Source organism: Marinobacter shunpengi (assembly GCF_045449715.1).
In the GTDB taxonomy this organism is placed as follows: domain Bacteria; phylum Pseudomonadota; class Gammaproteobacteria; order Pseudomonadales; family Oleiphilaceae; genus Marinobacter.
In genome coordinates this window covers 190,242-203,219 of sequence record NZ_JBJJLA010000003.1, presented here as the reverse complement: position 1 = coordinate 203,219, position 12,978 = coordinate 190,242, and the positions used below count along the sequence as shown (strand labels likewise).

Sequence of the window (12,978 nt, the reverse complement as noted above, 5' to 3'; positions counted from 1 at the left end):
GTTTCAGTTGCACCGCTGATTAGAGTTTTCCGCCCGTTGGTGTTTCGCCAGGTATTCCCATGGCGTCAGGTCTTCCAGTGAATCGTGGGGACGCTCATCGTTGTATTCCGTTATCCAGGACTCGGTCAGTTCTCGGACTTCGGTGAGGTTCCGGAAGACATACATGTTCAGGATCTCGTCCCGGTAAGTTCGGTTGAAGCGCTCCACGTAGGAGTTCTGAGTCGGCTTCCCTGGCTTAATAAACTCCAGCGATATGCCGTGCTGTTCCGCCCAATCTGCCAGGGCGATGGAGATGAACTCCGGGCCGTTATCCATTCGCAATCTGGCCGGGTAGCCTCGCCAGGCGATGATGCGCTCCAGAACCCGGATGATCCGTGGGGCCGGCAAATTAAGGTCGATCTCGATGGCCAGTACCTCCCGGTTAAAATCGTCCACCACGTTGAAAGTGCGGAACCGGCGACCACAGAACAGACTGTCGTTCATGAAATCCATCGACCAGCACCGATTAACGGTGACTGGTACGCTCAATGGCTCCGGGTTTCGGGTCGGGAGTCGTTTCTTACCCCGTCGTCGTTTATTCAGGTTGAGTGCACAATACAGCCGGTGTACCCGCTTGTGATTCCATCCGTGACCCCAGCGTCGCAGCACCTTGAACAGTTTGCTGAAGCCGTAGGCGGGATAGCGTTCAGTCGCGCTCTGAAGCGCTGCAATCACTGGTTCATCCCGGGAAGTATCCGGCCGATACCGGTACACAGAGTCACTGATGCCAGCGATTCGACAGGCTCTGCGAATGCTGACGCCGTGAGCCTGCTTGAGGTAATCCACCAGTTCTCGTCGAACGGCTGGCTTTACAGCTTTTTTTCGATCACATCCTTGAGCAGTTTGTGATCCAGGCTCAGCTCCGCGTACATCTGCTTCAGCCGGCGGTTTTCCTCTTCAAGCTCCTTGAGGCGCTTCACATCAGAGGCTTCCATGCCGCCGTACTTGGATTTCCAGTTGTAGTAGGTCGCATCGGAGATGCCGTACTCCCGGCAGACTTCCTTGACCAGGCGACCGCCCTCGACCTCCTTCAGGATCTTGACGATCTGGGACTCGCTGTACCGTGATTTCTTCATGTCGTTCTCCGTTTGCCTCATTGTAGGCCGGAGAACTCTAATTACGCATGCACCGATTTTAGGGGATGGTTACACCGCCCACTGCTTCTATCGGTCTGAACGTCATGCGACCGCCGTTGAGCATTATCGACTGATCTGGGAACACTATCGATTTCGGGGGCATAACCACCAGTGAGTTGTCAGTAACAAACACGGGAAGCCGAGGTTGGTTCAGTCTTACTGGTGTTGGAAAAACTGGGACGGAAAACGGGGATAGATCTATTTTTAGATTAAACGAGGACACGTCCCCTCGGGGAAGAGGCGCTTTATGTGTCAACAACTAAACAAAGAAAGGCGCGGGCCTCATGCCCAGAGGGCCTGATTCTCGGACTCAGTCTCAAAAGAAAACAAAGATAGCCATCAAGTATGGGGTCTAGTGGTCGATAATCATTTTTTGTCGGAAGGCCGCACATCTTCGCGAACATCTCTTAGAGGCGGCTCCTTTGGTTTCGTTGTAGGAGCCTCATCTACCGGTTTTTGTTCCTTACTCATCTAAGTATCTCCTTGATTGTATATTGTTTGGTTAACGTCAACTTTAGTTTCGGAAGCCAAATTCTGATTTTGGTAGAGTATGGCATACGCAAACGGAAGAAAAGTAACTCCGGTTAGCACCGCTGCATAGATCATCATACGATGGGCTCGGAATATATCGGCAGAACGCTTGTCGTTCAGCCGCGCATTGTGGTCACCCGAAATTGCATACGACCGCTCAAGATAGTCGTCAAACTCTTTGTCAGCAGCTGGTACTCCTTGCCCATGCTTCTCGTGCCACTCACGAAGTGCCTGGTGATACTCCCGAAGAATGATGGCGCCCTCCAATCGCTTGTATGTATGCCCATGGATAGCGCGAGCCAAGAAAAACGCCGTTATGCCGATAGCGCCTATCGACCAAAGAGCTAGTATGCCAAATATGACACCCGCTAGATCTAAGGCTAACTGATAGTTCTGAAACATATACCCGAGAAGAGAGCCAAGAAGGGCAAGAACGACTACAGGTGTGCTCACAGCAGCCTTTAACTCATTTCTGCGATCTAGTTCGCGGTGATAGTTATCGTTATAGTCGAATGGCAAATTCTTCCCCTCCTGCATCCTCTCCACATCAGAATAAGGTCCCGTTCAGGAGTCTATTGCCGAGTGGTGGACGTTCTCCTCGCTAGTGGACGTTCCTGACTAACCTCTAGAGAATAGGAGGACATGCTCTGAACTGCCAAAAACCGGGACAGATCTATTTTCGACGTCCTCGTTGGTGTCGGGAATCAGAAAACCGGAACAGATCTATTTTCCACGTGCCGGTCCTTGAAAGTTTGGCCCCGCTCGCACTCAAGCCTTTCTCTGTAGGCTAGAATACACAGCCCCAGGCACAGAACGGATCCTGTGCCTTGACTCCACAAGGCAAGGAGAAGCCAATGCCCCGTCAGGCTCGGGTGATCGTGCCCGGACTTCCTCATCATATCGTACAGCGCGGCCACAACCGGCAGGCCGTGTTTGTTGAAACTCGCGACTATGAGTACTACCTGTCGAACCTGAGAGAGTGGAAGATAACGCTCGGTCTGGAGGTATACAGCTATTGTCTGATGACGAATCATGTCCATCTGGTCGTCCGCGCGACGGATGAACTGTCCGCCCCTGGCCAGCCTCGGGCAAACCCCAGAGGATCGGATTAAGAACTATTGTGACTTCGTTGCCGATAGTGCCAACTCAATTTCTGATGGTTTGATTCGCCAGGCTATCTACCGAAACAAATTGACAGGTGGTGAACGGTTTATTGACGAAGTGGAGCGGCGCACTGGTATTCGCGTGGAAATGCGTGGTCCCGGGCGACCGAAAGGTGAGAAATAAATCTGTCCCGGTTTTGTGCGGTTTTGTGTAGGCCGGTTGCCAGTCGCAGGTAGAAACAATGGAACGCTTAATTCAACTTCTAACATTACTCTGTATCTTTGTGCTTGCAGGGTGTGAGGACAACAACGCCATGACTGACACTACTACCGAATCCGAACCCGTCGTGCATCATTCAGTCGAAAATCTGGATGAACTGATAAAGCTGCCTGCCGAACCAAAGTCAGTCGCCTGGTCGGTTACTGATACGGCAGGCAGGGGCGGCGATTCCGGGCTGGTCGCCGTGCTTCGTTTTAGTCAGGAAGACTATGACGCTATCGTTCAAAGCAGCGAGGGTCACGAAGTGACTGGTGATGCGATCATCAACCAGAGCTTTTACGACCAGTGGGTTCCGGATGAGGTGAAGGAAAACCTCGCGGGAGAACTCCATGCCGATGGCGAATCCATCGTACTGGTCGGACGCCCCAGTCTGAAGCCGGATCTGTTCCTGAACAGAGACGGTGGTTCACCTTATATCCATGGCAACTTGTACCCATTGGGGTTGGGGTATATTGCATTGGGCTTGTATACGATGTGATTCGTTTGGTTAAACAAGTCTCTATGGGCTCGGGGCTGCGTTATGCCGAGTGGGGGAAACATCCGCCAGCCTCTCATCGCAGACTGAGCGAAAACCCGAATGGTAAAAAATAGAACTGGTCCGATTTGCCTGGAACCGATCTATTTATGCTTTTGGCGGCAGTAACCCTGTCCCATTTTTCCTGGAAGCCATCGCCTCAATCAGGAAATCCACGGCCACCCGGACTTTGGGGACCTGATAGCGGGTTTTGCTGTAAAGCAGGTAGATGGCCAGGTCCGGATCTGGCGTAACCTGCACGTTTGGGGTGAGCGTCAGGGGCACGAGGGTGCCCCGTTGAAGATACGGCGCCAGCACCCATCGCGGTAGCAGGAGAATGCCTTCACCGCGCTCGGCCTTATCCCGCAACCAGCGTCCGGAATTGCTGATGGCCGCCGCAGGCGCAGAGACGTCGTGCAGGCGTCCGTCTATTTCACACAGCCAGGGCGTCGGGCCCTGGGACGTGCGGTAGTAAAGCCCCTTGTGATCGCGGAGTTCGCTGGGGTGGGTGGGGGTGCCGTACCGTTCCAGGTAACCGGGAGAGGCGACGGCCATAAAGTTGTTGTCCATCAGCCGGGTGGCGACGACCCGTTCATCGGGCGCGAGGCCGCCACGGATAGCCAGATCCACGTCATCCCGATTGAGTACGCTGAGGGAGTCGGTGAGGTTGATGTCGAGTGTGATATCCGGGTAACGCTCGCTGAATCGATCCATCAGCGGCAGCAGGATGGCCTCGCCGAACCCCACCATGGAACTGATTCGCAGCCGGCCCATGGGGCGGGACTGATACTGGCCGACGGCTTCGTCCATGGCTTCCAGCTGGGAAAGGATCTGCGAGACTTCGGAATAGTAGCTCTGTCCGATTTCCGTCAGCTTCACCACCCGGGTGGATCGCTTGAGCAGACTGGTTCCCAGGTGCGCCTCCAGGTCGGCCACCCGTCGGGACAACGACGAAGGCGGTACTCCAAAGTGTTCCGACGCCCCGGTGAAGCTGCCGGTTTCCGCGACCTTCACAAAATAGCGAATCGCTCCTAGTTGATCCATTTTTCCCCTGCGAAACGTTTCGACCCGTTGACCTATTAGTGTCGAAAAGACAATAAAGTTTCGCTTTTAACCTCCTTAAAGTCCACTAATCAAGGGCGCACAATGGTGTGCTGACTCATCACAGGAGGGCATTGTCTATGAGCACTTATAAAGCCATTAATCTGGTAAAACGGCCTGACGGGAATATCGGTCCCGAGCTGTTCGAAGTAGTGGAAAAAACCGTCCCGGAACCCGCAGACGGCGAACTGTTGATCAAGCAGACCTACATGTCCCTGGACCCGGCCATGATGGGCTGGATGAGTTCCGACACTGACAGCTATATCCCGCGTGTCGAGCTGGGCGATGTGATGCGATCGTCGGGCATTGGGGAGGTCGTTGCCTCCAACCATCCTGACTTTGCCGTGGGCGACCAGGTCATGGGCATGTTCGGCTGGCAGGAAATGTTCCTGACAGATGGCACGGGCGTGAACAAGATCGATAAAGACCTGCCGGCGGAAATGGCGCTGTCGGTCTTTGCGCTGCCGGGGCTGACGGCGACCCAGGGGTTATATGGCTACGGCGATCCCAAGGCGGGTGAAACGCTGGTGGTATCCGGTGCCGCCGGGTCTGTTGGTTCTATCGTCGGCCAGCTGGCGAAGGCCGATGGTCTGCGGGTTATCGGTGTGGTCGGCAGCGATGAAAAGGCCGACTGGATCGTCAATGAACTGGGCTTTGATGGCGCGGTGAACTACAAGAGCGACGACCTGGGTGCGAAACTCGATGAACTGGCACCGGAAGGCATCGATGTCTACTTCGAGAACACCGGTGGCCCAACCCAGGACGCGGTGTTCGAGCGGATGAACGCGCACGGTCGTATTGTGGTGTGCGGCATGATTGCCGACTACACCGCCGAGACTCCGCGTCCTGGCCCCAACTGGATGCGCATCGTCAAGAAGCGCCTGTCGATCCAGGGGTTCACCATGCCGGATCATCGCCACAAGACCAAAGAGCTGCAGGCCAAGCTCACCCCCTACGTTCAGAAGGGCCAGATTAAATATCGGGCACACGTACTGGAGGGGCTGGAGTCTGCCATGGGCGGTCTCGCCATGTTCCTGACAGGTGAGAACAAAGGCAAGTTGATGGTAAAGCTCTAAGCGTTGGGTTGCCCATCGTCCCTTGTGGCGATGGGCAAGGTGTCTTTCCCTGGTCACCGTCGGTGGCCAATCTGGTCCCGGTTGGTACCTGATCAACCGGATGAAGTGATATCCTCACGCACCGCTATCAAGTACACAAATCCAGCCTGAATGCCGACACCCGGCAGGTCACCTTCAATCCGGAGTTTGAGCCTTACCCATGAGAGTTATTATTCGCTATTTTTTCCGCACCCTGCGCCTGGTCCTGACACCCTTCATGCTGCTCAGTGAGAAGCTCAGCACGCCCAGGGGTATGACCCGCACCGCTGAAGATCAGGCCCGCGTCGACGAGGCCAGCAAAGATCTGGCTCTGTACCAGTTCACGGCCTGCCCGTTCTGCATCAAGGTACGCAAGGAAATTGCCCGGTTGGGTTTGAACATTGAAACCCGCAATGCCCAGCATGACCCGCAGCATCGTGCAGCGCTGGAGGCTGGCGGCGGTCGCATCAAGGTGCCTTGCCTGAAGATTCGTCAGGATGATGGCAGTGAGCAATGGCTGTACGAGTCTGCCGAGATCAAGGCGTGGCTGCAGGAACGATTCGAGCCGGCCCAATAAGCTCAATTTGGCGGTTTTCAGGACGAGTCCGGACCGCTTCAAGATCGGACTGCGGCGGATTCATGGTGAACACTTGGATACTGGTCACAATCAGATCCGCCTCAGCCTGACCCTGTCGCTGCTCTACCGCACACGCGGCGAGCAGCGAAGGGATGGTTAACACAACTGAGATCTTACAACGCGGACGGTAAGGTCCGCGCGGCCGTGAGTCATTTAGCGGCCTCTTGGGCACGCTGATAGCTTTCGCTAACCGCGTGATAATGGGGGACCAACTCGTTGTACAGCTCACCCCATTCCGCTGCATCGTCCCTGTTCCAGGTACGGTGGAGCCCGCTCAGCATGACATTGGTGGTTACTGGAATAATACCAGCCTGTGTGAAACGTGCGAGGGTAGCGCGCGACGCCATTTCGCTGGGATCACCTGATGCGTCCATCACGGCGTAAACCTTGTAGCCATCCGCGTGGGCCTGTAATGCCGGGAACGCAACGCACACGCTGGTCCACACACCTGCCATTACTAACGTCTTACGGCCGGTGGCTTCTACAGCCTCCACAAAGTCGGCATTGTCCCAGGCGCTTACTTCGCCTTGTCGCGCAACGTAGGTTGCATCGGGTATCACTTCGTCGAATTCCGACATCAGGGGACCATTAGGACCATTGGGCTCTGACGCGGTCAGGATAATCGGAGCATCAATCTGTTTAGCGATCTTGGCTAGCGCGATTGTGTTGCGTCTCAAATCATCGACCGGGACGTCTTTGACGGTCTGGAATAAGCCGGTTTGGTGGTCCAGTAACAGAACGACAACATCATTAGGGTCGATAAGTGCGTCCGCCGCGGCTTCGCTCGGTTGTTTCGTGATGCCGGGGATGCCGCCTTCTTGCGCATAGGCCAAGGGCGCGATGAGCGTCGCGCACAGTGATATAACGAAGGCGACTTTCTTCAGGAAGGAAACTGCTGGGAGTGGTCGTGAGGGCTTCATCGGATTGTCCTTTTTCAGAGTGCATGCGTTTCAGATCAGGCAATGCGTGCCGTTATCCCTACCAGATCTACTGGACCCAGGAGGAAATTCTCGACATGACACCTTCTACACGTCTAGCGCATCAACGCTATTAGTGCCAGTCAGTGCTGGTGTTCAGTTATGGATTAAATCGATTGCCCGGGGATGAAATGAGGCCATCGCGAAAGACCCAACACTTGCCTTTGTCAGATAGCCAACGGTGCCAAAGAGAGGTCACCTCGAACCGGCTATCGAATCTGTCCATTCCCAGCATGCATGGCAATCAAGGACATATATGGACGCCTCCTTAGCCAGGAAAAATCCCTGACTGCAGGGGCCACTGCAGCCAATGCCATCGCTGGTTATAATGGCGGTCTTTGAACTGTCACAGGGAAATCCTATGCCCATCGAAAAGAATCAAGTGGTCCTGTTCCATTACAGCGTCAGTGATGAACAGGGCAACGTTGTTGAAGACTCCCGTGGCGGCGAGCCGAACGCCTACCTGCATGGCCATGGCGGCATTATCCGGGGTCTGGAAGACGCCCTGGAAGGTCGCGAGGCCGGCGAGAGCTTCACTGTGACCGTCTCTCCGGAAAAAGCCTATGGTCCGCGCAAGCCCGATGCCGTGCAGCGCGTGCCGATCAAGCATCTGATGGGGGCCAGGCGCTGGAAAGCGGGCATGATCGCCCAGGTGCAAACCGAGCAGGGCCCGCGCCATGTGGTTGTCGCCAAGGTCGGCCACAAGTTTGCGGATGTGGACACCAACCATCCCATGGCCGGTAGAACCCTGACCTTCGATATCGACATTGTTGAAGTACGCGCTGCCGATGCGGAAGAGCTGGCCCACGGCCACGCCCATGGGCCTGGCGGGCATCATTGAGGGGTTAAAGGCTCGAAACTGAATCTTCGTGCCGGTGACGTCGGGCTCCGGCGCTATACTCCGCCTGTTACGGTAAGGCGGCTTGAGGGTTTGCTCCAACATGTTCTGCGGTTTTATTTTACCCATTTTGGGTATAAAGTTACCCAAAATGGGTTTTGGAAGCGCCGATAATATGTCCGCAGTAACAACATTAAACCGTACTGGGTTAGCGGATGCCCTGTTCTCCGCTACCCGCCAGAAGGTCTTGCGCCTGTTTTTTACACAGCAGGAAAGGGAATTTTCGATCAAAGAACTCATCGAGCAGGCAGAGGCCGGTTCGGGTGCTGTACAGCGCGAACTCGCTCGTTTGGTCGATAGTGGGCTGGTGCAGGTTACTCAGCAGGGGCGTCAGAAACGCTATAAAGCCAACCCGGACTCGCCTGTTTATCCCGAATTGTCTTCTCTTGTCTCCAAGTTGCTCGGTCCGGAACAAGAAGTTGAAGATGCCCTCAAGCCAATTATCGATAGAATCGATCTGGCCCTGATTTATGGTTCGGTGGCCAAGAGGACGGATCACGCCAATAGCGATATCGACCTCATGCTGGTTTCAGATACCCTTAGTCTGGCGGAAGTCTTCGAAGCGTTGGGGGCTGCTGAGATTAACCTTTCCCGGACCATTAACCCAACCCTCTACAAGCGGGAAGAGTTTGAAAAACGTCGAGCGAACAAAAACCCGTTTTTGAGGAAAGTCCTGGAAGGACCCTGCATCTTGTTGAAAGGAAGCGTCAATGAATAAGGAAGCACTGGAAAACCTAGTCCGTATTCACAAACTCCACCATGAGTCAGCGGACGCCAGCGAGGTTCAGGGGCTCATCCAATCCGGTAACGTCCGATTGAAGGACGCAGGCTTAGAGGCACTTAGCCTGGAGAGCCGCTTTGACTTGTCTTACAACGCAGCGCACGCGCTCTCGTTGGCCGCACTGCGTCATTTTGGCTATCGGTCTGACAATCGATATCTGGTCTTCCAGTGCCTGCAGCACACACTCGACTTGTCACCAGCAAAATGGCGGGTTCTCGATCAGGCCCATCGCAAGCGAAATTTGGCAGAGTATGAAGGCGATATCGACGTAGATGAAGCGATGGTCACGAGTCTCGTGGAAATAACAGAAGAAATCAGGCGAGCCGTGGTTGGACTGACGACCGGAGAAACCTCTTGATTACCCAGAATGGGCAAAAAAATGCCCAATATGGGTAGATTACTATGGTCACCACACATGTAAACGGCCAGGACAAGACCGGGCAGATGCTGGTTATAATGACGTACTTTGAACCACCGCAGAGAACCCTATGCCCATCGAAAAGAATCAAGTGGTCCTGTTTCACTACAGCGTCAGTGATGAACAGGGCAACGTTGTTGAAGACTCCCGTGGCGGCGAGCCGAACGCCTACCTGCATGGCCACGGCGGCATTATCCGGGGCCTGGAAGAGGCCCTGGAAGGTCGCGACGCTGGCGAAAGCTTCAGTGTGACCATCTCTCCTGAAAAGGCCTATGGTCCGCGCAAGCCCGACGCCGTGCAGCGCGTGCCGATCAAGCATCTGATGGGGGCAAAACGCTGGAAAGCGGGCATGATCGCCCAGGTGAAAACCGAGCAGGGCCCCCGCCATGTGGTTGTCGCCAAGGTCGGTCACAAGTTTGCCGATGTGGACACCAACCATCCCATGGCCGGTAGGACCCTGACCTTCGATATCGACGTCATCGAAGTGCGCGCTGCCGATGCGGAAGAGTTGGCCCACGGCCACGCCCATGGGCCTGGCGGGCATCATTGAGGGGGATAAAGAAGCCGGTGCCCCCGTCAGGCTCGGGTGATCGTGCCCGGAATCATTGAACCGCTACAGCATGGCGCAGGAGGTCAGCGGCGAGGTTCACATCGCAGGAACTGGCGTGTATGCAAGGGGCGCCACTCCAAACTGTTCCCGGATGGTACCGAGTACCTGCTGGTAGGTGTGAGTTTCCACATAGTTGGCGTGCCGGGGTGTATCGATGTATTCGGCGCCTCCGCGTAAATCGGGGTAGTGGTTGCGCTTCATTTCGGTAAATGTGTCCAGGTCGTTTCCCGTCAATGAAAGGTCCATGGCCACGAGTTGCGCCATCTCCTCAAAGCGCTCGTAAGCGGCGTCGGCAAACTCGATAAAACCGACGATCGACAGGGTGGGCAGGCGCCGGTGAAAGATGTTCAGGTAGAGCTGTGGGTGTCCGCTTGACCAGTCAAAAAGCGCTTCATTGATGAAGGGGACGCGGTATTCGTAACCCGTCGCCAGTACAATCAGGTCGATAGGTTCCCGGCTACCATCAGCAAACACCACGTCCTCACCATCCAGCCGCTCAATGTTGGGCCGGGCCGCGATGTCACCATGGTTGAAGTGATGAATGATCTGATCGTTGACGATGGGGTGGGAGGTGAGGACATCGTGGTCCGGTGCTGGTAACCCGAAGCGAGTCAGGTCGCCGACAAGGGCATCGACAAGCTCGTTGGGATCCTCCGGAATGGTGATGCCGGCAGGGGGCTGACCACCATGGTTGATGAAGACATCGAGCGGCACGCCGAACACATGCTTGGGCAGGAAGCGGTAACCCCGCCGCACGCTCAGAAACGCGGCGTCGGCATTGGCGGCGGCGTCACAGGCAATGTCGACACCCGAGTTGCCGGCGCCAACGATGAGTACGCGCTTGTCCCTGAAGGTGGACGGCTCAAAGTACTCTGACGAGTGTATGATGTCGCCGGCAAACTGATCTTCTCCTGCTATTGTTGGGCGGCTTGGGTGCCAGGTTACCCCCGGGGCCACGACAAGGGCACGGTAGTCATACTGCTGATCACCGACGGTGACTCGCCAGCGTTTATCCTCCAGCGGCTCTGCATGCTCAACTTCTGTGTTAAAGGCGATGTGCGGGTAGAGATCCTCAGACCGGGCGAAATCCCGGATGTATCCGAGTATTTGTCGCCAGGAGGGGTAATCCGGGAATTCCCCGGGCATGGGGAATCCCACGAACCCGCTGCTGTACTTGGAACTGATGAAATGTGCACTCCGGTACATGGGGCTGCCGGTGTTGTCCGGATCCCAGATACCGCCAACATCACTGTGACGTTCGTACACCTGGAACGGGATGCCGGCCTGTCGAAGCTGGCGGGCCACGACGAGCCCTGCGGGCCCAGCGCCAACGACACAAACCGTGTCACTACGGTCGATAACAGACATGATCTTCTCCTTCAGCGGTGAGGGAATAGCGCTTGCGTTCTGTCTGTGCTGGATGTCGCAAGCCTATTCTTGAACATAGGTAGAGGTCTGATGTTTGTCAATTGACCAAGTCAGTTGACAAATAAGGTTCTGTACCCGGATAGTGCGATAGGCTATATGGGGCGCAAGGAATCAACATTTCCGGTAAAAAATGCTGACGCCTTGCACAATGACCAGAAGGGGACAGAAATGGCACAAGTGCCGGTGGATCAGCGACGCCAGGAACTTGTTGAGGCGGCGTTTCGCACCATAGCCAGGTTGGGGATCCGGCGTGCAACCACTCGCGAGATCTGTGCGGAAGCGGGTATGCAGCAGGGGATATTCCACTACTGCTTCCGATCCAAGCAGGAACTGTATCGGGAGTTGATTCGGGTAATGGTCGTCGACATGGTCGACGCGGCTGTCGCGGTTCCGGATTTTGGCGACGACCCGGAGCAATGTATCCGAATGAGCCTTTCACGAGTATGGAGGCATGCCACTGAATATCCGGACCGGCAACTTGCGGCCTATGAGTTGACCACCTTTATCCTGCGTGACCAGGAGCTGAGTGATCTGGCGGCATGGCAATACCGCCAGTATGCCGAGCAGGGTGAGAGGCTGGCCCAGGCCATTGAAACCGCCACCGGCACTGGTTGGACCGTACCTCGTCCGGTACTCGCACGGCTATTGAGCAGTGGCATGGATGGGCTGGTGCTCAGCTGGCTCGCGGATCGGGACGACGAGATGGCTGTGGCCGCTCTTGATGCGTTTTCGACCGCTGTGGTGTCGCTTGCGGTGCATGAGAGCGAGACATGAATTCGACCGCGGCTCTTAAGGCGTGGGTTAGACGAAACCGGGGGCAGATCTATTGTAGTTGGCCGTTTCCATCCCTTTCCAGGTGAAAAATAGATCTGTTTCGGTTTTGCTGGCATGTGGCTGGCAGGGTACGCCCAGCCACACGCTATCAGCTTGTCGAGTGAGTCATTAACTGAAGGCAGGCTGTTGCGGCTTACTGCCAGCCACCCGCTTCATCCACGCCATGTCCAGCGGAACCAGCACGTTCAGGGCGAACAGTACCCAGCCCAAGGGTTGCAGGCTCGGGGCAAACCACATCATCAGGGCAAGGGCCAGCAGGCTCCAGGTGACATCGGCAGCAATCATCACGTTGAGGAACTTCTCCTGCCACCGTTCATTGATGGCCACCGCGACCATGTCGACGCACCACAGCAGCATCACGATGCCGACCACCAGGTAGAAGGTGGCGCCGGGACCTCCCGCCCACTGGGCAATCGGCCCGGAGGCCAGAATGAGAGCGAGGGCCAGGGGCGTGGAGAGGAAGACATCGCTCAGGAGGATCTGTTTCACACTGAATTGACGGATAAAGCTTTTCATAAGGCCACCTCAATCGGTTTCACAATGGGTTGGACTACACTAGAAAGCTTCTACCCGGGTGGTGAGAGTCTCAATTACCTG

General features: G+C 55.6%; 15 protein-coding genes. 9 read left to right on the top strand and 6 right to left on the bottom strand.

From position 1 onward, the window contains the following. Window positions 1-3: 3 nt before the first annotated feature. A protein-coding gene (locus tag ACJO3T_RS01380; RefSeq protein WP_406977608.1) for an IS3 family transposase occupies window positions 4-1,115 on the bottom strand; the annotation gives its coding sequence in 2 pieces (ribosomal slippage) (window positions 4-854 and window positions 854-1,115; 1,113 coding nt in all). Between the two features lie 531 nt (window positions 1,116-1,646). Next, window positions 1,647-2,225 carry a hypothetical protein gene (locus ACJO3T_RS01375; protein ID WP_406977606.1) on the bottom strand — a complete coding sequence of 193 codons (579 nt, stop codon included), beginning with the start codon at window positions 2,223-2,225 and terminating at the stop codon, window positions 1,647-1,649. A gap of 335 nt (window positions 2,226-2,560) precedes the next feature. On the opposite strand from ACJO3T_RS01375, the gene ACJO3T_RS01370 reads away from it, so the two are divergent. Together ACJO3T_RS01370 and ACJO3T_RS01365 are read left to right on the top strand one after the other, a co-directional pair. Further along, window positions 2,561-2,818 (top strand): transposase, encoded by a 258-nt coding sequence (locus ACJO3T_RS01370; protein ID WP_406977605.1) that lies wholly within the window; start codon window positions 2,561-2,563, stop codon window positions 2,816-2,818. Window positions 2,819-3,123: 305 nt separating this feature from the next. Further along, window positions 3,124-3,567: a hypothetical protein gene (locus ACJO3T_RS01365; protein WP_406977604.1), complete on the top strand. Its 444-nt coding sequence runs from the start codon at window positions 3,124-3,126 to the stop codon at window positions 3,565-3,567. A 144-nt stretch (window positions 3,568-3,711) separates the two neighbouring features. Here the strand turns inward: ACJO3T_RS01365 and ACJO3T_RS01360 are convergent, their stop codons facing one another. Next, on the bottom strand, window positions 3,712-4,647 hold the full coding sequence (locus tag ACJO3T_RS01360) for a LysR family transcriptional regulator (protein ID WP_406977603.1): 936 nt from the start codon (window positions 4,645-4,647) through the stop codon (window positions 3,712-3,714). 137 nt (window positions 4,648-4,784) lie between these two features. On the opposite strand from ACJO3T_RS01360, the gene ACJO3T_RS01355 reads away from it, so the two are divergent. Together ACJO3T_RS01355 and ACJO3T_RS01350 are read left to right on the top strand one after the other, a co-directional pair. Continuing rightward, window positions 4,785-5,780, top strand: a complete 996-nt coding sequence (locus ACJO3T_RS01355) for an NADP-dependent oxidoreductase (RefSeq protein WP_406977602.1) — start codon at window positions 4,785-4,787, stop codon at window positions 5,778-5,780. Between the two features lie 199 nt (window positions 5,781-5,979). Continuing rightward, entirely contained in the window at window positions 5,980-6,375 is a 396-nt protein-coding gene (locus tag ACJO3T_RS01350; protein WP_406963920.1) for a glutaredoxin family protein, read from the top strand. A gap of 209 nt (window positions 6,376-6,584) precedes the next feature. Here ACJO3T_RS01350 and ACJO3T_RS01345 read toward each other — a convergent pair whose 3' ends face one another. Then, a complete protein-coding gene (locus tag ACJO3T_RS01345; protein ID WP_406977600.1) occupies window positions 6,585-7,355 on the bottom strand; it encodes an isochorismatase family protein in 771 nt (256 codons plus the stop codon). 418 nt (window positions 7,356-7,773) lie between these two features. On the opposite strand from ACJO3T_RS01345, the gene ACJO3T_RS01340 reads away from it, so the two are divergent. From ACJO3T_RS01340 to ACJO3T_RS01325, 4 genes are all read left to right on the top strand, one after another. Continuing rightward, entirely contained in the window at window positions 7,774-8,253 is a 480-nt protein-coding gene (locus ACJO3T_RS01340) for an FKBP-type peptidyl-prolyl cis-trans isomerase (protein WP_406977598.1), read from the top strand. A gap of 172 nt (window positions 8,254-8,425) precedes the next feature. Beyond that, on the top strand, window positions 8,426-9,028 hold the full coding sequence (locus tag ACJO3T_RS01335; RefSeq protein ID WP_406963923.1) for a transcriptional regulator: 603 nt from the start codon (window positions 8,426-8,428) through the stop codon (window positions 9,026-9,028). Next, window positions 9,021-9,449, top strand: a complete 429-nt coding sequence (locus ACJO3T_RS01330; RefSeq protein ID WP_406977596.1) for a hypothetical protein — start codon at window positions 9,021-9,023, stop codon at window positions 9,447-9,449. The genes ACJO3T_RS01335 and ACJO3T_RS01330 overlap by 8 nt, the downstream gene beginning before the upstream one ends. 130 nt (window positions 9,450-9,579) lie before the next feature. After that, window positions 9,580-10,059: an FKBP-type peptidyl-prolyl cis-trans isomerase gene (locus ACJO3T_RS01325; RefSeq protein ID WP_406977594.1), complete on the top strand. Its 480-nt coding sequence runs from the start codon at window positions 9,580-9,582 to the stop codon at window positions 10,057-10,059. Window positions 10,060-10,155: 96 nt separating this feature from the next. On the opposite strand, the gene ACJO3T_RS01320 is transcribed toward ACJO3T_RS01325, so the two are convergent. Beyond that, a complete protein-coding gene (locus tag ACJO3T_RS01320) occupies window positions 10,156-11,487 on the bottom strand; it encodes a flavin-containing monooxygenase (protein WP_406977593.1) in 1,332 nt (443 codons plus the stop codon). Between the two features lie 156 nt (window positions 11,488-11,643). On the opposite strand from ACJO3T_RS01320, the gene ACJO3T_RS01315 reads away from it, so the two are divergent. Next, window positions 11,644-12,321 (top strand): TetR/AcrR family transcriptional regulator, encoded by a 678-nt coding sequence (locus tag ACJO3T_RS01315; RefSeq protein WP_406977592.1) that lies wholly within the window; start codon window positions 11,644-11,646, stop codon window positions 12,319-12,321. Window positions 12,322-12,489: 168 nt separating this feature from the next. Here the strand turns inward: ACJO3T_RS01315 and ACJO3T_RS01310 are convergent, their stop codons facing one another. After that, window positions 12,490-12,897 (bottom strand): hypothetical protein, encoded by a 408-nt coding sequence (locus ACJO3T_RS01310; RefSeq protein ID WP_406977591.1) that lies wholly within the window; start codon window positions 12,895-12,897, stop codon window positions 12,490-12,492. Window positions 12,898-12,978: the final 81 nt, after the last annotated feature.

What these genes read in the sequence shown, in the direction of transcription:
- ACJO3T_RS01370 (WP_406977605.1), top strand. Translation starts at nt 2,561, where the DNA reads ATGCCCCGTCAGGCTCGGGTGATCGTGCCCGGACTTCCTCATCATATC.
- ACJO3T_RS01365 (WP_406977604.1), top strand. Translation starts at nt 3,124, where the DNA reads ATGACTGACACTACTACCGAATCCGAACCCGTCGTGCATCATTCAGTC.
- ACJO3T_RS01360 (WP_406977603.1), bottom strand. Translation starts at nt 4,647, where the DNA reads ATGGATCAACTAGGAGCGATTCGCTATTTTGTGAAGGTCGCGGAAACC.
- ACJO3T_RS01355 (WP_406977602.1), top strand. Translation starts at nt 4,785, where the DNA reads ATGAGCACTTATAAAGCCATTAATCTGGTAAAACGGCCTGACGGGAAT.
- ACJO3T_RS01350 (WP_406963920.1), top strand. Translation starts at nt 5,980, where the DNA reads ATGAGAGTTATTATTCGCTATTTTTTCCGCACCCTGCGCCTGGTCCTG.
- ACJO3T_RS01345 (WP_406977600.1), bottom strand. Translation starts at nt 7,355, where the DNA reads ATGAAGCCCTCACGACCACTCCCAGCAGTTTCCTTCCTGAAGAAAGTC.
- ACJO3T_RS01340 (WP_406977598.1), top strand. Translation starts at nt 7,774, where the DNA reads ATGCCCATCGAAAAGAATCAAGTGGTCCTGTTCCATTACAGCGTCAGT.
- ACJO3T_RS01335 (WP_406963923.1), top strand. Translation starts at nt 8,426, where the DNA reads ATGTCCGCAGTAACAACATTAAACCGTACTGGGTTAGCGGATGCCCTG.
- ACJO3T_RS01330 (WP_406977596.1), top strand. Translation starts at nt 9,021, where the DNA reads ATGAATAAGGAAGCACTGGAAAACCTAGTCCGTATTCACAAACTCCAC.
- ACJO3T_RS01325 (WP_406977594.1), top strand. Translation starts at nt 9,580, where the DNA reads ATGCCCATCGAAAAGAATCAAGTGGTCCTGTTTCACTACAGCGTCAGT.
- ACJO3T_RS01320 (WP_406977593.1), bottom strand. Translation starts at nt 11,487, where the DNA reads ATGTCTGTTATCGACCGTAGTGACACGGTTTGTGTCGTTGGCGCTGGG.
- ACJO3T_RS01315 (WP_406977592.1), top strand. Translation starts at nt 11,644, where the DNA reads ATGGGGCGCAAGGAATCAACATTTCCGGTAAAAAATGCTGACGCCTTG.
- ACJO3T_RS01310 (WP_406977591.1), bottom strand. Translation starts at nt 12,897, where the DNA reads ATGAAAAGCTTTATCCGTCAATTCAGTGTGAAACAGATCCTCCTGAGC.